The following is a 20448-nucleotide window of genomic DNA, read 5'->3' as shown; positions in this document are numbered from 1 at the left end:
CGGTGTGTCAGGAAACATTGCAGTTGATCCGGATAAGCTCGAACAGCTTGCAAATGATGTTGTCACTGAATTAACTGATATGGAAAACAAATATAAGGACCTGCATGTGGAGCTGGGGCAGATGATTTTGCAATGCGATCCCCGCTACAGCAGCTGTTTTTCCGGAGTGGGCGATGCGTGGAGCTCAGGAAAAGCACTCGTCACCAAGCTGAGTGACAATGAGATTTTCATCAGAAAAACGGGCGATAAATTTGTGGAACAAGATGATATTTTGCGAAAGCTCTACAATGCCTACGACAAATACGGTACGATGACAAGCTTAACCGCTCTTATGCTGACGCAGGGAAAATATTACGGATTAGGGCTTACGAAATTTGTGAAACAACCAAGCGGCTTGCATACAGCCCAGCACTCAAAACTGCTCTTGGATATTTCCAGGGCCGTTGACAGCTCACGTTATCAAAAAGCGGCAAGAGTGCTTTTGAATCCTAAATATTTGTTGAAAAAGACAAACCGTCCATTTTCAGATTTGGTACATAAAAAGTTTACAAAATACTTTCCTCAGGACACGGTGGATTTTTCAAACAGCGTCAGAAGCTACACAAAAGGATTTCTTAATGAAGCCGGCGTACGCTCCACTTTGAAGGATGTGGGAAAAACGGGCTTGAGATTCGCGAAAGGAAATGCCATTACCGCCACACTGATTACCGGAGCGACCGAAACATTCGGAGCAGGCGTGAAAATTGCTGAAAATTATGCAAAATACCAGGATAAACCGGAAGTTCTCAAGCGTGAAAACGCCAAGGCCGTCGGGAATGCTGTGAATAATACGATTTTTGTTGCCGGCGGTGCCACAGCTGGTGCTGTTGTGGGCGGTGCCGTAGGAAGTGTGTTAGGTCCTGTCGGCACAGTAATCGGAGGCACAATTGGTTCGGCAGTAGGAGGGTTTGTTGGGGAAAAAATCGCAAAATTCACATCAGTCTATGCTGAAAAAGCAGCGATAAAACTTAAAGAACCGATCCATGCTGTCGTTGATACAGCCAAAAAAGGACTGGAATCAGCCGGCAAAGTCGTCAAATCAGTGAATGACGGCATAGATGCGGCGAATAAAACGATACATAAAGGGATAGACAGTGCGAAAAAAGGAATAGAAAAAGCAAAGAAAACAGCGGATTCGCTCATACACGGCGCAACCCATTTCCTTAAAGGGAAATTTTCATTTGGATAGGAGAATAAACAATGAAGCAGTTTACAATCAGCATAGAAGAACTCTTGTTTTGTTTTTACAGCGAAGGGTTTTTCGAACAGGGAATGGCCTTAAAACAAGCCTATTTTCCCGAAATAGAAGATGAACAGCTCGGCGCCTTATTTGAAGCCGCGTGCCGCTCACTCTTAGCCAAAGATGCGGCGGAATATCGGAATCATCAATATCGGTTAAAGGACGAATACTGTCCGTTTATCCACGTGTTAAACGATGCGGACTATACAGTGAAGCTATCCAAATTTGATGAACAAGCCAAAGAACAGAATATATCCTGCCATGTTTCGAAGTTTGGCACTTACTCTCATGAATTGCTGTTTGATGAACAGGTACATAGAATCAAAAAAATGGATTCAACTAATGGAGTACTCTCTAAAACATACGAGTTTTTAAATGTAATAGATGCAGAAGATCATAAAGAATCAATGATCACCCTGACGTCAACTGAATTCGAATGGCTTCTGGAGGGCGCTTCAGACACTCCCGCATATCAGAAGGAATTTCTAGATAAGCATGATCACCAAGAGGACGTGACCCGTTTTGTAAATGATCTGGCTTTGCGAAAAGGAAAAATGGATACGCTGATGCGGCTGGTTTATGACAAAGACAACTCGCCGGAAGTGGCTGATATGGCTTTCGTCCTGCCTGGCAGCCGTCATACTTGGCTGGTAACAGGCATTACCCAAAATGAATTTTCTATCGTAACAGCAAATAAAGATGTGATAAAAGGAATACTTTTTTGCTAAAGAGCGATAAAGGAGAATAGCAATTGAAAAACAATGAAGTAATTAAGGTCAAAAGCAGACTGTTTTTTAGAATATGGCTGTTCCTCGCTACAGGGGGCGCCTTTATTGTGGGAGTCTGGCTGGTGTCTGAAGCCCTCACGTTTGAATCTAAATATGCCCTGCTTTATTTGGGCGGCGGATTACTGGCGATGATTTATGGATTGATCACATTCTTTATGGCTTTTCCTGCGTTCACAAGCCGTGGAAATGTCATTTTCACCATAAAGACCGGACCTAGTGGCGAAATCTTCTCGAGAAAGCGCAGCGTGCTGTTTTCCGAGGTGAAGCGGCTTTATATGGGACGCCATCAATACAGTTTGAAAGGGATCTTTTTTGAGGATATTATCATCGAGAAAACAGACGGCAAAATCGTTCGAATCCCGACCTGGAACATCATCGCGAATCCGCTGTTTTTCGAAGCAGTTGAACGCTATATCCTTCCCTATCTGAATGAAGAGGCGAAAAGCAATTGGATCGGACAATTTACAGAGGTTCAGCGAAAAGCATATTTGAAGGAATTTGAGAATCATCCGAAGCTTTAAAAGCTCTCCTCCTCTATAATGAAAGATAAATGCAAATTGAGGAGTGCTCATGATGCTGATTACCATTCTTTTATTTCTCGCGGCAGGGCTTGCTGAAATTGGCGGCGGATATCTGGTTTGGCTATGGCTGAGAGAGGCAAAGCCAGCCGGCTACGGGATCGCCGGAGCATTGATCTTGATTGTCTACGGCATTCTTCCGACATTCCAGTCCTTCCCTTCCTTCGGCCGTGTATACGCCGCTTATGGCGGGGTATTCATCGTGCTTGCGGTCCTGTGGGGATGGCTTGTTGACCGGAAAACACCTGATCTGTATGATTGGATCGGCGCATGCATTTGTCTCATCGGTGTCTGTGTTATTTTATTTGCGCCGCGCGGATAACAAAATGGCCTGCTTATGAAGCGGGCCATTTTTGTTTAATCCTCTTTTAAGCTGTTCAGCTGCACTTCATGCTCCTGCTGCGGTTCGTCAAGCGGATAAATTCTTGCTGTTCCGTTTTCTTCATTCACGTGCTGAATGTATATAGGAACGCCGTTATATGTTACTTTTTTCATATCGGGAGATTCTACTATTTCTTTCGCCCTTTGAATATTCATCGTAACACCCTCCTTCAATACATAACGTTTCCATTTCCTGAAGGAAGTATGCTTTATGATTCAGCGGACAAGTTGAATTTTTTCAGGCGTTTGTAGAAAGTGCTTCGGGGAATCCCGCTGATTTTGGCAGCTTGAGAGACGTTTCCTTTTGCAGATTCAAGCGCTTTGATCATCATATCCTTTTGGATTTGCTCACGAAAGGTAAGCACGCCGGCAGCAGCCGGCTTTTTTTCTGCAGAGCTGGCCGGCAATCCAGCGGCTTCCAGTAAAGCGGGAAGCGGTTCATCCCTCAGCCGGCCGTCCGGAAATCTGATAGAAAGACGTTCAAACACATTAAACAGCTCACGGATATTCCCCGGCCACTTCCATTGCTTCAGCACATGACAAAAATCAGAAGGAAGTTCGCCTGGCCAATGATTCTTCTGTTTGTAGTACTCAAAGAGGTCCGGGATATCCTCGGTGCGATCGCGTAATGGAGGCAGTTCAATTGGATAGACATGAAGACGGTAAAACAAGTCCTCTCTGATTTTTCCGTTTTCGGCAAGCTCGCGTAAATCACAATGTGTGGCGGCAATAACTCTGATATCAACCGGAATTTCTTTCGTCCCGCCGATTGGCGTTATCTTGCGTTCCTGAAGCACCCGTAAAAGTGCAACCTGCATCGAGTGGGAAATTTCTCCGATTTCATCTAAAAATAATGTGCCTTGATTCGCTTTTTGAAAGGCGCCTTTATAGCCATTTCGTTTCGCTCCCGTAAAAGCTCCCTCTGCATATCCGAACAGTTCGCTCTCAATCAAATCAGACGGAATCGCTCCGCAATTGACAGCAACAAACGGACCGTGACGTCTCTCACTGTTCTCATGAAGAGCGCGAGCCGCGACTTCCTTTCCCGTACCAGTTTCGCCCGACAAACAGACCGTTGCATCTGCCGCAGCTGCACGTTCAAGGTTCATCAGCATCGCTTGCGATCTGCCGCTTTTCCCGATCACTCCATTGAATCGAAACACCTTCTTTTTCTTATGTTCCGAAAGATAAAAACAAGTGCCGCCATCTCCTATGGTGACAGCTTTTTCGATTGAGTAGCCCCGTTCCTTCAACTCATACAGGTGCCGGCCCTGCCAATCCGGCATTGAGGTTCGAATCGGTATGCTCGCACTGATGATGTGCTGCTTGTTATTGCATAGCACCATCGGCACACTGGATGCAGCTCTCTCTCCAAAACGACTGATCAGCTCGAGCTCTTTCTCACGGCTTTTAGCTGCGAGTTCCCGTTCAGCTGCATAGGCGATCGCAGTGGCAATACCGAGCATATGAGGATGAGCGCCTGCCGCCGGACACGATATGTCAATCACACCCGCAAGGCTGCCATCCTCATGGTGAATCGGAGCGGCTGAACAGTTCCAAAGATGGGAAGCAATGGAGTAATGCTCTGATCCTTGTATCGCAACCGGCTCGCTGATGTGGAGCGCCGTGCCAATCGCATTTGTTCCGACAGCCGTTTCCGTCCAGCATGCCCCTTCGACGAAATTGATGCGTTTGGCTTCATAGAGCGCGCGGGGATGGCCGTCCAATGCCAGTACAACACCATCTGAATCAATTAACAGCGCCATCATTTCCATTTCTTTTATGGCAGGCAGCAGTTTTTCGAGGTAAGGCTTTGCGGTCGTCAGGAAGAATGAATGCTTTTTTGACTGCTGATCCAGCTCCGTTTGCTGTAAAACCTTCGGGCCTTTTTCTAAATAAGGATTGACCTCAGCTTTTTTGCAGCGATGCCATGACTCGGCGATCCGTTTTCTTATTCGGGCTTCGTCAAGCACACCGTCTTTCACAAAACGTTTCCAGGTTTGCAAATCGTTTGGGACCGAATTCATTTCCTTGATCGCTCCTCCCTTACACGCCGTTTTCATCTATTGTAGGGGAAAAATAAAGCGCTTTCAACAATAAAAAAAGCAGACGCCTTATATCCATGCGCCTGCTTTTCCTCTTATTATGCATGTACTGCAAGCCCGATCGTGCTTAGCAGCGCCTCGTGCAATGTTTCCGATAAAGTCGGATGGGCGGCGATAAAATGCTCCGCCATATCTGCCGTCATCTCACCATTCATGATCGCTGCCGCCTGGCCGATGAGCTCGGTTACATCCGGACCAATCATCGATACACCTACGATTTCGCCGAATTCCGGTTCAGCTATGATTTTGACCTTTCCTTCCGCTTGCTGTTTAATGAGCGCCTTGCCGTTTGCAGAAAAAGGAAATTCGCCAATCTTCACATCCCCGTATACGCTTCTTGCCTGTCGTTCTGTCATTCCGATACACGCGATTTCCGGGGACGTGTAGATGCAGCGCGGCACATGTTTCTCATTGATTTTGACATCCCTTCCAGAAGCATGAGAAGCAGCAATGATGCCCTCATGGAATGCGGCATGTGCCAGCTGAATGCCTCCTATTGCATCTCCGCACGCGTAAATATGAGGCACGTTCGTCTGCATGTGCCCATTCACCGGAATGCCTGTTGGAGAAAAATCAACTCCCGCCTGCTCCAGCTGTAATCCGTCAAGACGGGGTTTTCTGCCGATCGCCACCAGTATATAATCGGCCTTTGTTTTAAACTCACGCTGGCCGCTTTTCCATATTGCCGTTTTCGCTGTTTGATCCACCCGCTCTAATCTGGATGAAATATGCACTTCAACACCGTCTTCCTCAAGCTTTTCCTGAAAGAGACGGGCGATATCTTCATCTTCAGCAGGGACCAGCTGTCCCGCTGTTTCAATGACGGTCACCTTCGATCCCAATCTGGCAAACAGCCCTGCATACTCACACCCGATGACACCGCCGCCGACAATGACAAGTGAAGACGGAATCTCGGAAAGAGAAAGCGCGTCTTTACTGTCGATGATCCATTCGCCGTCAAAAGGAGCGAACGGCAGCTCGATTGGCTCTGATCCTGAGGCAATCAATACTTGGCCCGCCTCTCTGATTTCTTTTCCGTTTTGTCCTTCGATCAAAAGCTTTCTTTCAGAAAGAAAGGAGGCTGTTCCCTTTACAACCTGTATTTGATTTTTCTTCATTAGATACTGAACGCCTTGAACAAGCTGTCTGACAACCTGCTGTTTTCGATTTTGCATTTTACTCCAATCGACTGATATCGCACCTGCGGGGAGTTCGATTCCAAAGCTGCCGGCATGCTTGATTTTATCAAGAACGTTTGCGCTTTCTAGCAAAGACTTCGTGGGGATGCAGCCTTCATTCAGGCAGGTCCCCCCAAGCTTGCCTTTGTCAATGAGCAGCACGTTTCTGCCCTGCTGTGCCGCGGAGACCGCAGCCGCATAGCCTGCAGGTCCGCCGCCGATAATGGCTAGTGTCATGTCGTTTTCACCTGCTTTTCCTATAAAATTAATGCCGCGGGTTCTTCCAAATATGTTTTCATCGCCTTCAGGAATGCAGCTGCTGGAGCGCCGTCACACGCTCTGTGATCAAATGTCAGGCTGAGCGGCAGGAGCGTGCTTCTGACGATCTCCTCCCCTTGGTACACCGGTGTGTCATAGCTTGCTCCGATACCGAGAATGCCTGCTTCTGGCGGATTTAATATCGGTGTGAAATGCTCAACTCCAAAAGCGCCAAGGTTTGTAATGGAGAAGGTTGAGCCTTGCAGTTCTTCGCTTCCCGCACGTCCCTCGCGTGCTTTTTTGGCATTTTCTGAGATGGATTGAGCCAGTTCAATCAGCGATTGCTTTTCAGCATGGCGGATGACAGGCACCACTAAGCCATTTTCCAAGGCTACTGCCATACCAAGGTGCACATGAGGATATGTGATGATGCGCTCATTTTGATAAGAGCTGTTCAGCACAGGGTGAGCTTGCAGTGCGAGAACGGCGGCTCTTGAAACAAAATGAGTGATTGTCAGTTTTGTGCCGTACCGTTCTTCCGCAGCTGGTGAAAGCTGTTTTTGAAGAGTGGCAAGCTTAGTGATATCAGCCTTCATCGTAATCGTCAGCTGCGCGCTGTTTGCCAGGCTTTCCTGCATTCGGGCAGCGATGACTTTTCTCATGCCTGTCACCGGGGTTTCCTGCGCTTTCTGATCAGAAACAGGTTTTGCCTGAGCTTTTTTCTGTTCAGCCAGCGCCTTTGTCACGTCATCCTTCACGATTCTTCCGCCTGGTCCGGTGCCTTTCAGCTGTTTCAGGTCTAACCCCGCTTTTTCCGCTATTTTTCTCGCAACTGGAGATATTTTCAATCGATCTTTTTTGGAGGCTGCGGGTTTGTTTTCTTGTTTGACGGGCTGGACGGCTTGCGGCACGCTGTCTTCAGCAGCAGGCCTGCTTGCCTCTTCCCGCACCGACTCATTGGCGTCCCCGATGTAGCAGATTGCAGTGCCGGGCGGAACCTCTTCACCCTCTTTCACTTTGATGTCGATCAGCGTTCCTTTTTCAGGCGCTTCGATCTCCATTTCAATTTTCTCCGATTGAATGCTGGCAATGCTTTCTCCCTTTTCAACCGGGTCGCCTACTTTTTTATTCCATATCGATACTTCCCCTTGTTTCATCGCCATTCCTAATTTTGGCATCACTACTTTTACTGCCATTTGTGTCCCCCCTTTAGTTCATTGCCGGCTCGCCAAGCAATTCAAGCGTGACGCTGACAATTTTATCTGGTGTCGGCAAATATTGATCTTCAAGCACCGGTGAAAACGGCACTGGTGTATGCGGTGCTGTAATCCGTTTAATCGGCGCATCAAGCAAATCAAAGCCTTTGTCTGCGACAATCGCTGCAATATCCGTGGCAATGCTGCATCGCGGATTGGCTTCATCAATGATGATCAGCCGGTTTGTTTTTTCTAACGATGTGAAAATCGCATCCTCATCCAGAGGAGACAGACTGCGCGGATCAAGGACCTCGGCTTCGATGCCTCTCTCTGAAAGCTGTGCAGCTGCTTCAAGCGCGGTATTGACCTGCTTGCCGACTGCAAATAGCGTGACATCATTGCCTTCGCGTTTGATGTCGGCCTTTCCGAGCGGAATTGTATAATAATCTTCCGGCACCTCGCCCTTCATGTTGTAGGACGTCTTGTCTTCAAAGAAGAACACCGGATCATCGTCTTCTATTGCTGCAAGCAGCAGACCTTTGGCATCATACGGGCTGGATGGAACAACCGTCTTCAGTCCCGGGATGCTCGTGAAAAGGCCATACAGCGCTTGTGAATGCTGGGCAGCGGCCCGAAATCCCGCTCCGTATGTGGTGCGGACGGTAATCGGCACTTGCGCTTTACCGCCGAACATATAGCGGAATTTCGCCCCTTGGTTGATCACCTGGTCAAAGCATGTGCCGATAAAGTCATTAAACATTAATTCTGCAATCGGTCTCAGCCCGGTTGATGCCGCAGCCATAGCCGCACCCATGTAGCCCGCTTCAGAAATCGGTGTGTCCAGCACTCTTGTGCGCCCGAATTCCTGTACGAGCCCCTTTGTGACTCCTAATACACCGCCCCATGCTTCATCATCCTGCAAATGATCAACAGCCGCTCCGCCGGCAACATCCTCACCGATCAAAAGCACATTTTCATCTCTTCTCATCGCAAGCTTCATTGCTTCATTGATCGCGTCTGACATGCTTATGACTCTCGCCATCTCTTACATTCCTCCTTTTTCATATGACACATACACATCTGTCAGCAGCTCCGAATCTTTTGGATATGGGCTGTCTTCGCTGAACGAGACGGCTTTTTCAATCGATTCGCTGACACGCTGTTCAATGTCTGACAGCTTATTAGCATCTGTTTCTTTTAAAAGGTAGTTTTTAAAACCTTGAATGGCATCTTTTTCTTCAAGGTGCTCAACTCTTTCATCCTTCGTTTTATAGGTTTGGGCATCTCCTTCGAAATGGCCGTAGTTTCTGTAGGTCATACATTCAATCAAAGACGGGCCGCCGCCGTTTCTTGCTCTTTCTATCGCTTCCTCGGCTGCCTGGTAAACTGCTAAAATATCTTTGCCGTCAACTGTAACCCCCGGCATGTTATAAGCAGCCGCCCGATCGGCGATTGAATCACAGGCTGATGCGTACTCAAATGGGGTAGCTTCGCCATAGCCGTTGTTTTCAGCAACAAATACGACAGGAAGGTTCCATACAGCCGCTAAATTCAGCCCTTCGTGGAAGGTACCTTGGTTATTTGCCCCGTCCCCGAAAAAGCAAACGCTTACATTTTTAGTCTGTTTATATTTAGCCGTGAGCGCTGATCCGCATGCGAGCGTAAAGCCGCCCCCGACGATTCCATTTGCGCCTAACATGCCTTTATCAAGATCCGCAATGTGCATAGAACCGCCCTTGCCTTTGCACAATCCGGTCGCTTTCCCGAAAATTTCCGCCATCATGCCGTCCAGGTCACAGCCTTTGGCGATACAATGTCCATGTCCCCTGTGGGTGCTTGTAATGCTGTCGCCATCATGTAAATGAGCGCACACCCCTACAGCCACGGCTTCCTCACCGGCATATAAATGAACGAATCCGGGAAGCACTCCCTGGGCGAACAGGTCATGCACTTTGTCTTCAAAGCCCCTGATCTCCAGCATCTTTTGGTACATCCACAGCGCTTTTTCCTCAGTTAATGATAAGCCTTCTCGTTTTAACAATTCCATTTTGTGCGCCTCCTTCTATTTAGGGTTCACCATTATAAATGCAAGAAGTGTGCCAGTCTTTTGAGTCCGTAAAATCAATCTTCTCGTCTTCACTTTGGAGACAGTTTGAGACGTGTGTCTCGTTTTGTCTCAAACTGATTCATTTGTCTCGTTTTACAGCATGCAAAAAAAGACCGGATATCACCCGGCCTTTGACAATGATCGACGTATTTATTTCCTTGGAAATCTTTTTAACTTCCTAGTTCCTCTGCATCGTTTGACTGAATAGCTGTTTTTGAAAGAAAATCAATTGAATATTTGACATATCCAATACCGCCGCCCCCGTCCTTCTGCATACAGTCTATCGTGCCGTTTGAGTATGTGTATCCCTTTTCATTAAGCGTTTTTCTGACCGTTTCCGCCATCTTTGCGGCATCTGTTTTTGATAACCCGCTGGTGTCTAACTGAATCGTCATGCTCATAGGCGCTTTTTCAGCCAGCTGTTTGTTCCATTTTGTATCTAACATGAACTGTCCGTTTTCAATACTCAAAGCAGCATCAGCTTTTATAAGTCGAGGAACCGCTTTTTTCAGATCTGCTTCGATTGCCTTCGTTGCTTCTTCATTTACATGTTTTGATACTGATTCGGTATACGCTTCTTCAATTCCATCGCACGTTACTTTAGGATGCAGAAATCCCTTCGTACACATTGGGTAGCGATGAGATTGGGAGGTTGCTTCGAATACATATTCAGAGGTTTTAGCGTTATATACCCCATTCGTGATCTTGATTTCTTTCTTAGGATAGGTTTGTTTCACATAAGAGACTAGCTTCTGTTCTGCAGCATTTTTCGAAAATGGATCACCGAACCATACATGATAGATATATAGTCCGCATCCGAATAATGCAATGGCAAGCAAGCCAAACACAAGTTTTTTCATGTTCACACTCTTTTCTTCATATGTATGTGCTACAGTTCATGCTTTTCTTCAACAGCCCGGTTCAGCGCTTGGAGCATGTAGCCTATGCCTTTGTATGATGATAGCGGCCAGCTGATATGCTGGTGTTCTCCGATGACGGCGTTTAGAACGCTTCGATATTTTTTTCCGCCAAGCATGACTAGCTCTTTGATATTAGAAAAGCCTTTTTCGTGAAATTGGCGGCTCAGCTCGTCCGCTGTCATGATTTCCGGATGACCGGTGCCAAAAGTGACATCGTAATTTCTCGAAACGAGATCATTAGGGCGGAGGAACCCGTGCTTCGCAGACAAAATCACCCACTCATCGAAAAATGCTTTCGCATACCGCTCGCACGCCTGATGAAACGGGCTGAGATAAGCGTCCTCTGCTCTTACCGGCCCGGCATCAGGCTGGACATCCCAGATTTTTTTCTTGCCGCAGGGGATGATGCATAGCCGTTTCATTTTCCTCTCCCCCTTTATAAGATATCTCCACTAAATATACCATTATTTTCTTACAATAAATTAGAGAAAAGACAGGCTGAGTAAAAGCTGCGTACAAAAAAGACCCGGATTTACCGAAAATCCAGGTATTTTAGTCAAGAATTGTGTAAAAATCCCTTTATTTTGTTAGCCTTTTTTGAATCAAGCACTGCAGTTACTCTATCCCATCAAGATACTTTCTCTCAAAGTCGTCGAGCAATGCACGCACTTCATCTGTTGACTTTGTGTTCATGCATTGATTTCTTAATTCACTTGCCCCTCGGAACCCGCGGAGATAAATTTTGAAAAAGCGAGGAAGAGGCTTGTACGGACGGGCTTCTAATGCTGAATATTTATCATGAAGATCCAGATGCAGCCTTAAGAGATCAAGCAATTCCTTGCTGCTATGCTCTTTCGGCTCCTTTTCAAAGGCAAATGGATTTGTAAAAATACCACGCCCAATCATAATTCCATCAACACCGTATTGTTCAGCAAGTTTCAAGCCAGTTTGGCGGTCAGGGATATCCCCGTTTATTGTTAACAATGTATCTGGTGCCACCTCGTCACGAAGTTTCTTAATCTCCGGGATGAGTTCCCAATGCGCATCTACTTTGCTCATTTCTGCTCTTGTGCGCAGATGAATAGAAAGATTGGCAATATCCTGTTTCAAAATGTGTGTCAGCCACTCGCGCCATTCATCCACATCCGTGTATCCAAGTCTTGTCTTCACGCTTACAGGCAATCCCCCTGCTTTTGCAGCTTGTATTAATTCTGCCGCAACTGCAGGACGGCAAATAAGGCCGCTTCCCTTTCCATTCCCCGCAACATTAGGCACAGGGCAGCCCATATTGATATCTAGTCCTTTAAATCCTAACTCTGCCATGCCAATACTCATTTTACGGAAGTTTTCAGGCTTATCTCCCCATATATGGGCCACAATTGGCTGTTCATCCTCTGTAAAAGTCAAACGGCCGCGCACGCTATCCTTCCCATCCGGGTGGCAATAGCTCTCTGAGTTTGTGAACTCTGTAAAAAACACATCCGGTCTGCCTGCTTCACTTACTACATGCCGGAAAACAACATCTGTCACATCTTCCATTGGTGCCAGTACAAAAAACGGCCGTGGTAATTCACGCCAGAAATTTTCTGTCATAACAAAAATCAAATCCTTTCATTAGGGGATACGGCTATACCTGTATCTCAATATTAAAAAAACTGACCATGCTTCTTTTACACTTATCGCATGCGAAAGCATTTCTTATCAATCTATAGTAAATTTTGAAGATTTCACTCTTTATACCTAAAAAGCAAACCGAAAATAGAAAAGGCGGTTTGGGTCATATGGTTAGGTACATGACCCAGATTTCGGTTTTAAACTCCTGAAAAATCGAGAAATGACCTGATCAAAAAGTGAAAATTGAAACCCACATACTATGTGTGAGTAAACATAAAGTTTTCCAACCAAAAGATGATCTCAAGAACAGATCGTCCCGACAGGCTATGCACGAAAAAGACCCGGAAATCGGCAATGTTCATTCTGCCGAAATCCAGATCTGATTAGGAATTAATGAGACGATTTTAAAACAAGTCTCGCCACTGCTTCAACATGAGCCGTCTGCGGAAACATATCGACAGGCTGAATATAGTCCACGCGATAGTCCTTCGAGAGCGTCTGCAAATCCTTCGCAAGCGTGGATGGATTGCAGGAAACGTAGACGAAGCGTTTCGGTTTGACTTTTTTGATCGTGTCCAGGAACGTGCTGTCACAGCCGGTTCTTGGCGGGTCTACAATGACGACGTCCGGGCGGAAGCCTTCTTTCGTCCATTTCGGGAGCCAGTGCTCGGCTGTTCCTGTTACGTATGTGGCATTTGCCATGCCATGTTTTTTGGCGTTTTTCTTGGCATCGTCAATTGATTCCTTGATGACGTCCATGCCGCGGACTTCCTTCGCTCCGTCCGCCACCCACATGCCGATAGTGCCGACGCCGCAATACGCATCAACGACTTTTTCTTTTCCGGTCAGCTGCGCCGCTTTTTTCACTTCATCATACAGCTTGACGGTCTGTTCCGGATTGAGCTGGAAGAAAGCGCGGGCGCTCAATTCAAAAGATACGTCGCCGAGCACTTCTTGAATCACTGTTTTTCCGGCGAGCGGTTTTGTTTTCTCACCGAAAATCACTGAAGTTTTCGCCCCGTTTACATTCTGAATAATGGATTTGACCTCTGGCAATCGCTTTTGAATCGCTTTGACGATTTCTTCCTTGTGCGGAAGCGTTTCTTTTGCGGTTACAAGCACGACCTGCACTTCGCCTGTTTCAAAGCCGACTCTCGTCACGATCGTGCGAACGTCGCCTTTTCGTTTTCTTTCATTATAAACAGACACATTGAAGTCCTCTAAAATGCGGCGGACGATGCCTGTTGTTTTGTTCGTTGCCGGATGCTGAACGATACAGTCTTTAATCGGAACGATGTCATGAGAATCAAGACCGTATAAGCCGGCGATGATGCTGCCGCTTTGCGAGCGCCCGATCTGGAATTGGCTTTTATTGCGGTAATTCCACGGGTTGTCCATGCCAATCGTTTCTTTGATTTCCATGTTTTCAACTTTAAACTTCGTATGGCGTTCAAGAGACTGAATGACGATATCACGTTTTTCCCGAAGCTGCTGGCTGTATGCAAGGTGCTGAAGCTGACAGCCGCCGCATTGTTCATAAACAGGGCAAGGCGGTGCCACCCGGTGCTCAGATGCCTTGCGGATTTTCTTAATGCGGCCCTCCGAAAACTTCGGCTGGACCTTTGTGGCCTGCACAACAACTTCTTCGCCAGGAAGCGCGCCGGGCACGAAGACGACTTTTTTCTTAAAATAGCCGACACCTTCTCCGTTAATGCCGAGACGCTTAATCGTCAGCGGAAAAGTTTGTCCGACCTTCAGTTCGACGGGCGCCTGTTTCTTTTGTTGGTTCACGTTGTTCTCTCCGTTTCTATATGAAGCTTTCTGCGGATGGCAGAAAGTGAAATGGTTTTTTCACATCTTTCTAGTATAACACGTTTGCAGGATTTCCTTCATTGTCAGACGAATTATTCTATACTCCTCCACAAATACAAAGACGCATAGCTTAAATAAGGCTCCCACTCCTTGCTCATCGCCAGCATGACATCCTTTGCCGGCTTATCGTCCAGCTGAAAGTGGCGTTTGATGGCATTCTGGAGGCCGATATCGGCAAGCGGGAATAAATTGGGACGGCCAAGTCCGAACATGAGGACGTTTTGCACGGTCCACGGGCCGATACCCCTGATTTTGATCAGTTTCTTCATAATGTCTTCATCCGCCATATGCGGCAGCTCTGACAAGCTGAGTGTGCCTTCTGCGATCATCCTTGATGTATCAATGGTGTATTCCGCTTTTCTCATGCTGAATTGCAGATCACGCAGATCCTGATAATCGAGTTCCGCAATCGTTTCCGGCTTTGGATAGCACCACACGCCATCCTTCTGCTCGCCAAACGCATGAACAAACCGTTCTGTTAGCGTGTAAGCGAAGGAAAGATTGAGCTGCTGGTGGATAATGCATTTCATCATGCAGTTGTACACGCTGTAGTCCAGAACAAGCGGCGTCCCGGCATGCTCTTCAAAAATGGCGGACAGGCTCGTTTTTGAAAAATGATCCAGAACGTGCTGCAAATGATTTTCCCATTGAAAAATCCGCTTGATTTCCTTCATCATTTCTCCCTGATCGGTTTCCCCGCTAACGTGAAACTCAGGCTCGTCAGCATAGCCTAACGCCTGTACTTTTACAATACATACGTCTCCCGCATGATTTCTGATCGGCACGCGGACTTCTCTCGCCTCTCGATCGACAGCATTGAGGGGGTCTAAAGACAGCCTGTCCAGCACGCGGTCAAAATGATACGGAGGCGTGACAGATACTTTTTCCTTCCACATGAGATCCACCCTTTTTTCCGTTTTTGTTCAGTATAACATGCCGCTGGAATTAGGCAGAGAGTACCGTATACTTTTCTCATAAAGACCGCATGATATAATGGCAGGTGGAGGGTTGTTTATGATCAACATTACCGCAATCACAACAGAGCATCAGCTGCTGAAAAATATACCGATCGAACGAGTGGAACAGCCTGATATTGCATGGTACTGGGTTGATTTTTACGGCCCGGAGGATACGGAAACGGCGTTATTGAGAGATTTTTTTCATTTTCACCCGCTTGCCATTGAGGATTGCTTCCAGCATATGCAGCGGCCAAAGCTTGACCATTATGACGGCTATCGTTTTTACGTGATTCATGCGCTGAATAAGGAAACACTTGAGACGGAGGAAGTCGATATCTTTCAAGGCGAAAAATTTGTCGTCACCTTTCATTTACACGAAACGCCCGGTATCGCTAAAGTCCGGGAGCGTTTGTATGCTTCACCGGACATATTGAAAAAAGGGCCCGGGCATATTTCTTATATGATCATGGATCAGCTTGTTGATGAATATTTTCCTCTCGTGTATAAAATTGAAGACCGGCTGAATGAAATTGAAGAAAGCCGTCCCCACAAAACGTATGGAACGCTGATGAACGAGGTGTTTGATCTCAGAACAGACCTATTGCATTTGAGACGGACGATTATCCCGATGCGTGATTTGCTCTACCGGATTTTAAGCCTTGACCATGTGAAAGAGCAGCGGGAAACGAAAGCCTATTTCAGCGACATATATGATCATTTGTTAAAGTTGTCTGAAATTGTGGAATCCAACCGTGACATGACGTCCGACTTGCGTGACAGCTACGTGACGCTAAACTCAAACCGGATGAATGCGATTATGATGACACTGACGATCGTATCAACCATTTTCATCCCGCTCACCTTTATTGCCGGTGTATACGGTATGAACTTCGACTTTATGCCGGAACTGCATTGGAAATACGGATATTTCGCTGTACTTGGCCTGATGGCCGCGCTTGTGATTGGAATGCTGATTTGGTTTGTACATAAAGGATGGTTCAATATTTTTAAATGAGGACAGCGAGCAGCTGTTCTTTTTTGTTGTAAGCCGATCGCTATGCATATTCTGTTCATATTGTTTATAATGGAAAAAATATTCAGGGAGTGATTAGATTGAAAATTGCTGTCATCGGACTCGGCAATATGGGACAGCCCATTGCCCGAAATGTTCTTCAAGCAGGCTACGAATTGACTGTCTATAACCGGACGAAACAAAAGACAGAAGACCTTGTCACAGAAGGCGCACAGGCAGCTGATACGCCGCGGCTGGCGGCAAAATCCGCTGATATTGTCATCACAATGCTTGCAGATGATGATTCTGTCAGCACCGTGACATTCGGAGAAGACGGGCTGCTTGAAGGATTAGCAGAGAACGGCATTCACATCTCGATGAGCACAATCAGTGTTGAGTTCTCAGAAAAGCTCGCAGCGGCTCATGCAGAGAAAGGACAATTTTTTCTCGCCGCTCCTGTCCTTGGCAGACCGGATGCCGCAGCCAAAGCCGCGCTCCGTATCATAACAGCCGGACCGGCGGAAGCAAAGCAAGCTGCCAAGCCTCTGCTCGACAGCCTGAGCCAGCAAGTATTTGACGTCGGCGAAGAAAGCAAGACGGCAAATGCAGCCAAAATCAGCATCAATTTCTTGCTCGTGTCCATGCTGGAGGCGTTATCTGAATCCTTCTTAATGATGGAGAAATACGGCTTAGAACAAAAACAATTTTTAGAAATCGCCAGCGCGCTCTTTGGTTCTCCAGTCTATCAAAATTACGGAACCATTATGGCCGAGCAGAAATTTGAGCCGGCCGGCTTCAAAATGTCTTTAGGGCTGAAGGATACCAACCTGGCACTCGCCGCCGCAAAACGGGTTTCTGCAAATCTTCCTCTTGCCGAGCTGGCCAAGAGCCATTTTGAAAGCGGGATTGAACAGGGCTTCGGAGATCTGGACTGGGCCGCACTGATTAAATGTATAAAATAAAGAAAAGCCTCTCCATTTCAGGAGAGGCTCTTCTCATTACAAGGACGGCAGCCTCATTTCTTTCTCAAACATCAGATCATCAATGCTTTTAAATGTGTAGCCCTGTTTTTTCAGATCTGTAATCGCGTCATCCAGCGCTTCTGCATTGTCCCTCGATACGGTGTGAAGCAGGTAAATGGCTCCCGGGTGCGCCTGCTTGATCATATGATCGTAGGCATATTTCTTTCCCTTTTGGTTGTTGATTTTCCAATCAACAAAAGCGACCGACCAGAAAACGGTTTGATAGCCGAGGCGTTTCGTTTCTTTCAGTACGTACTCACTGAACACGCCGCGCGGCGGACGCAAATACAGGTTGTCCTGCTTTCCCGTAATTTTATAAACCTCTTCGTTGACTGAATCAAGTTCATCCTGAATCTGATCAGCTGTTTTTGTCGTTAAATCCGGATGGTGAAAGGAATGGTTGCCGATAATATGGCCCTCATCTGACATTCGTTTGATCAGCTGAGGCTGGTCCTTTACGAAATGCCCGGTGACAAAAAACGTTCCTGTTACGCGATGTTTTTTTAAGACATCAAGCACTTTTGGCGTATAGCCATTTTCATATCCGTTATCAAACGTTAAGTAAATCGTTTTTTCCTTTGTATTCCCTAAATAAAACGCGTCATATTTTTCAATCAAACTGTTCAGCTGCTTCCCGGCATCTGGCGGCTGATGATTGACACTTCGTTTAAAGCCCCAATTAATCGGCTCATTCGGCACCGCTTCCGCCTGTGCTGCACCTCCGGCAAGCAATACGGCGGCGCAGCATATTGAACACATCCACTTCATGGCCAGCGCTCCTTCTGCATTTTTTCTTATTTTACAGATAGGGGCTTTGTTTTATACTGTTGCTTTATGCCAATAAAAAAACCGCGGCGGGCACGCGGTTTTATTCCCAATCTTTTTTAAAACGTTCGTATTTGGCTTCCAGGTCATCAAGCATGCTGATAAGCCTGTCTATATCTTCAACGTCGGTTGCTTCAGGGTCTAATGAATCGATGACGTTCATAAACATGTCAAGTCTGTTCTTTAAATAATCAATCTGCTGATCTTTATTGTTTACGGCGTTCCCCATTCTGTTCCTCCATTCATTTTTTATTATGGTAGCTCATTTTTTGCCGTTTTTCAATCGCCGCGCTACTTGCGATCTTGGCAAATCAGGTCTAAAATTAACTGTTGGCAGCGTTAGTATGCCCATTAATAAAGGAGTTAGATAGTCATGACACAAAACACGAAGCTGCGTCCGATTACGCCCGAGTTTGACCCTTGGGAAGCCTATATGGATGTTGACCAATACGGAGACATGCAGCTGACAAACGTTGAATTCACAACGACGACACTGTGCAATATGAGATGCGAGCATTGTGCTGTAGGCTATACATTGCAGCCTAAAGACCCGAATGCTCTGCCAATAGATCTTCTGTTAAAACGGCTGGAGGAAATCCCGCGCCTCAGATCCATCAGCATCACAGGCGGAGAGCCGATGCTTTCGTTGAAATCAGTAAAAGAATATGTTGTTCCTTTATTGAAATATGCCCATGAACGGGGTGTGCGGACACAAATTAATTCAAATCTGACCCTCGACATCGAGCGGTACGAATGGATCATTCCGTATCTCGATGTGCTACATATTTCTCATAACTGGGGTACAGTTGAAGATTTTGCTGAAATCGGCTTTGCCATGATGGACAGAAAACCGACCTTCGAACAGCGCGCGCGCTATTTTGAAAAAATGATCGAAAACAGCCGCACGCTCGTGGATGCCGGAGTAATGGTATCTGCGGAAACGATGCTGAACAAACGAACTCTTCCGCATATTGAGCATATTCACCGCCAAATCACAGAAGATATGAAATGTCAGCGTCACGAGGTCCACCCAATGTATCCAAGCGATTTCGCAAGCGCTCTTGAATCCCTCAGCCTGAAAGAGATGAGACAGGCCATTCACCGCTTGCTGGATATTCGTGATGAAAATACGTGGATGCTGTTCGGAACGCTGCCGTTTTATGCCTGCAGTCCGGACGAAGACGACCAAAAGCTGCTTCGCCGGCTTCGCGCGGCGAAAAACGTCACAGTGCGAAATGACCCTGACGGCCGATCCCGCCTGAATGTGAACATTTTCGATGGAAACATTATCGTGACCGATTTCGGTGATACCCCGCCGCTTGGCAACATTCAGACGGACAGCCTCCCTTCCGCCTATGAAAAGTGGAGAGAGACCAAGCTTGCGAAGGAACTAAGTTGCCACTGCCCGAATGTCCGGTGCCTCGGACCGAATGTTCTTGTCAAAAACAGTTATTATCAGGATACAGACTTCACAAAACGTCAAGCCAGGAGTTAGATGCGGATGAAAGAAACACTTACGGAGATTTTTCAAAATAAAATCGTCGATATTCTCCTCGTTGCCGTTATCCTTTGGATCGGTGTCTTTATCATCAACCGGCTGGTACAGCTATTTTTTAAACGGACGGATTTTATTGAAGAAAAAAAGGAAAAAACGATTGAAAGCCTTGTCCGTTCTGTCACCCAGTATACGGCGACAATTGGTTTTATTTTTTACGTTATTTCTTTATTTGTGCATGATTTCGGCAAGATATTGGCCGGGGCGGGCGTAGCAGGTATCGTGATCGGTTTTGGCGCCCAATCGCTGATCAAAGATGTGCTGGCTGGTGTGTTCTTAATATATGAACGCCAGCTGCACAAAGGCGATTATGTCACCGTCAACAACTTGTTCAACGGAACAGTGGAGGAAATCGGCCTCCGCTCGCTGCAAATCCGGGAATGGAGCGGGAAGCTGCTCACCATCAGCAACGGCGAGGTCAGACAAATAGAGAACTATAATATTGATTTTATGCGGATTACCGAATCCTTTCTTATCAGCTTTAAAGAAGATCCGGACCGCGTGTACAGCGTGTTGGAAGAGGCATGTGACATGCTGAATGAAGAGCTTCGTGATTCATTGAAGCGGGATGAATTCGGCAATCCGACAGAACCATTTCAAATCCACGGCATCACCGCATTGAATAAAATCAATCGCGGCGTCGAATTTACGGTTAAAGGCATGGTGAAAGATGATGATTATTTCAGTGCCAGCCTTGCAGTAAGACGGGTTCTCGTTCGCCAGCTCTACCAAAACAATGTGCAAATGCTTGAGGAAGCGGTCCGAATTGAGAGAACCCAATAAACAAAAAAACTGATTC

21 protein-coding genes are annotated in these 20448 nt (G+C 46.6%); 8 read left to right on the top strand and 13 right to left on the bottom strand.

Annotation, left to right across the window (positions count from 1 at the left end; translation table 11 throughout):
* Positions 1-4 precede the first annotated feature (4 nt).
* The 4 genes from NST79_RS04475 to NST79_RS04460 are packed head-to-tail and all read left to right on the top strand — an operon-like array spanning position 5 to position 2967.
* Positions 5-1228 carry a hypothetical protein gene (locus tag NST79_RS04475; RefSeq protein WP_015715519.1) on the top strand — a complete coding sequence of 408 codons (1224 nt, stop codon included), beginning with the start codon at positions 5-7 and terminating at the stop codon, positions 1226-1228.
* Between the two features lie 11 nt (positions 1229-1239).
* Positions 1240-2007 carry a hypothetical protein gene (locus NST79_RS04470; protein WP_212059913.1) on the top strand — a complete coding sequence of 256 codons (768 nt, stop codon included), beginning with the start codon at positions 1240-1242 and terminating at the stop codon, positions 2005-2007.
* 23 nt (positions 2008-2030) lie between these two features.
* Entirely contained in the window at positions 2031-2588 is a 558-nt protein-coding gene (locus NST79_RS04465; RefSeq protein WP_181190196.1) for a YfjD family protein, read from the top strand.
* Between the two features lie 49 nt (positions 2589-2637).
* On the top strand, positions 2638-2967 hold the full coding sequence (locus NST79_RS04460; RefSeq protein ID WP_212059915.1) for a YnfA family protein: 330 nt from the start codon (positions 2638-2640) through the stop codon (positions 2965-2967).
* A gap of 35 nt (positions 2968-3002) precedes the next feature.
* Here the strand turns inward: NST79_RS04460 and NST79_RS04455 are convergent, their stop codons facing one another.
* The 11 genes from NST79_RS04455 to NST79_RS04405 form a co-directional block, all read right to left on the bottom strand.
* Positions 3003-3182, bottom strand: a complete 180-nt coding sequence (locus NST79_RS04455; protein WP_003233621.1) for a small acid-soluble spore protein H — start codon at positions 3180-3182, stop codon at positions 3003-3005.
* A 53-nt stretch (positions 3183-3235) separates the two neighbouring features.
* Entirely contained in the window at positions 3236-5053 is a 1818-nt protein-coding gene (acoR, locus tag NST79_RS04450) for a sigma-54-dependent Fis family transcriptional regulator (protein WP_212059917.1), read from the bottom strand.
* Positions 5054-5169: 116 nt separating this feature from the next.
* Positions 5170-6546 (bottom strand): dihydrolipoyl dehydrogenase, encoded by a 1377-nt coding sequence (gene acoL, locus NST79_RS04445; RefSeq protein ID WP_212059919.1) that lies wholly within the window; start codon positions 6544-6546, stop codon positions 5170-5172.
* 20 nt (positions 6547-6566) lie between these two features.
* Positions 6567-7763: a dihydrolipoamide acetyltransferase family protein gene (acoC, locus tag NST79_RS04440; RefSeq protein ID WP_212059921.1), complete on the bottom strand. Its 1197-nt coding sequence runs from the start codon at positions 7761-7763 to the stop codon at positions 6567-6569.
* A 13-nt stretch (positions 7764-7776) separates the two neighbouring features.
* Complete coding sequence (acoB, locus tag NST79_RS04435; protein ID WP_069839967.1) at positions 7777-8805, bottom strand: acetoin:2,6-dichlorophenolindophenol oxidoreductase subunit beta; 1029 nt, start codon at positions 8803-8805, stop codon at positions 7777-7779.
* 3 nt (positions 8806-8808) lie between these two features.
* Positions 8809-9810 (bottom strand): acetoin:2,6-dichlorophenolindophenol oxidoreductase subunit alpha, encoded by a 1002-nt coding sequence (acoA, locus tag NST79_RS04430; RefSeq protein ID WP_015252546.1) that lies wholly within the window; start codon positions 9808-9810, stop codon positions 8809-8811.
* A gap of 230 nt (positions 9811-10040) precedes the next feature.
* Complete coding sequence (locus tag NST79_RS04425; protein WP_029317477.1) at positions 10041-10730, bottom strand: hypothetical protein; 690 nt, start codon at positions 10728-10730, stop codon at positions 10041-10043.
* Between the two features lie 29 nt (positions 10731-10759).
* Positions 10760-11212: a DUF6884 domain-containing protein gene (locus NST79_RS04420; RefSeq protein ID WP_029317478.1), complete on the bottom strand. Its 453-nt coding sequence runs from the start codon at positions 11210-11212 to the stop codon at positions 10760-10762.
* Positions 11213-11405: 193 nt separating this feature from the next.
* On the bottom strand, positions 11406-12383 hold the full coding sequence (locus NST79_RS04415) for a tRNA-dihydrouridine synthase (protein WP_021481196.1): 978 nt from the start codon (positions 12381-12383) through the stop codon (positions 11406-11408).
* 411 nt (positions 12384-12794) lie between these two features.
* Positions 12795-14195: a 23S rRNA (uracil(1939)-C(5))-methyltransferase RlmD gene (gene rlmD / locus NST79_RS04410; protein ID WP_071578304.1), complete on the bottom strand. Its 1401-nt coding sequence runs from the start codon at positions 14193-14195 to the stop codon at positions 12795-12797.
* 113 nt (positions 14196-14308) lie between these two features.
* Positions 14309-15172 (bottom strand): DNA-3-methyladenine glycosylase, encoded by an 864-nt coding sequence (locus tag NST79_RS04405; protein WP_212059923.1) that lies wholly within the window; start codon positions 15170-15172, stop codon positions 14309-14311.
* Between the two features lie 118 nt (positions 15173-15290).
* Here NST79_RS04405 and corA point away from each other — a divergent pair, with 118 nt between their 5' ends.
* Together corA and NST79_RS04395 are read left to right on the top strand one after the other, a co-directional pair.
* Complete coding sequence (gene corA, locus NST79_RS04400) at positions 15291-16250, top strand: magnesium/cobalt transporter CorA (RefSeq protein ID WP_003233650.1); 960 nt, start codon at positions 15291-15293, stop codon at positions 16248-16250.
* A gap of 98 nt (positions 16251-16348) precedes the next feature.
* Positions 16349-17209, top strand: coding sequence for an NAD(P)-dependent oxidoreductase (locus NST79_RS04395; protein ID WP_015715507.1), 861 nt, complete (start codon positions 16349-16351; stop codon positions 17207-17209).
* Between the two features lie 36 nt (positions 17210-17245).
* Here the strand turns inward: NST79_RS04395 and pdaA are convergent, their stop codons facing one another.
* Both pdaA and NST79_RS04385 read right to left on the bottom strand, forming a co-directional pair.
* Positions 17246-18037, bottom strand: coding sequence for a delta-lactam-biosynthetic de-N-acetylase (gene pdaA, locus NST79_RS04390; RefSeq protein ID WP_003244439.1), 792 nt, complete (start codon positions 18035-18037; stop codon positions 17246-17248).
* 100 nt (positions 18038-18137) lie between these two features.
* Positions 18138-18323 (bottom strand): SE1561 family protein, encoded by a 186-nt coding sequence (locus NST79_RS04385; protein WP_003223132.1) that lies wholly within the window; start codon positions 18321-18323, stop codon positions 18138-18140.
* A 144-nt stretch (positions 18324-18467) separates the two neighbouring features.
* Here NST79_RS04385 and yfkAB point away from each other — a divergent pair, with 144 nt between their 5' ends.
* Positions 18468-19589 (top strand): radical SAM/CxCxxxxC motif protein YfkAB, encoded by a 1122-nt coding sequence (gene yfkAB, locus NST79_RS04380; RefSeq protein ID WP_003233655.1) that lies wholly within the window; start codon positions 18468-18470, stop codon positions 19587-19589.
* On the top strand, positions 19590-20432 hold the full coding sequence (gene mscC / locus NST79_RS04375; protein WP_010886444.1) for a mechanosensitive ion channel protein MscC: 843 nt from the start codon (positions 19590-19592) through the stop codon (positions 20430-20432).
* Positions 20433-20448: the final 16 nt, after the last annotated feature.

Origin of the sequence: Bacillus sp. PS196 (assembly GCF_037963555.1) — a bacterium.
Lineage (GTDB): Bacteria > Bacillota > Bacilli > Bacillales > Bacillaceae > Bacillus > Bacillus subtilis.
The sequence above is the reverse complement of the archived record's forward strand: the minus strand, read 5'-3'. Positions and strand labels throughout refer to the sequence as shown.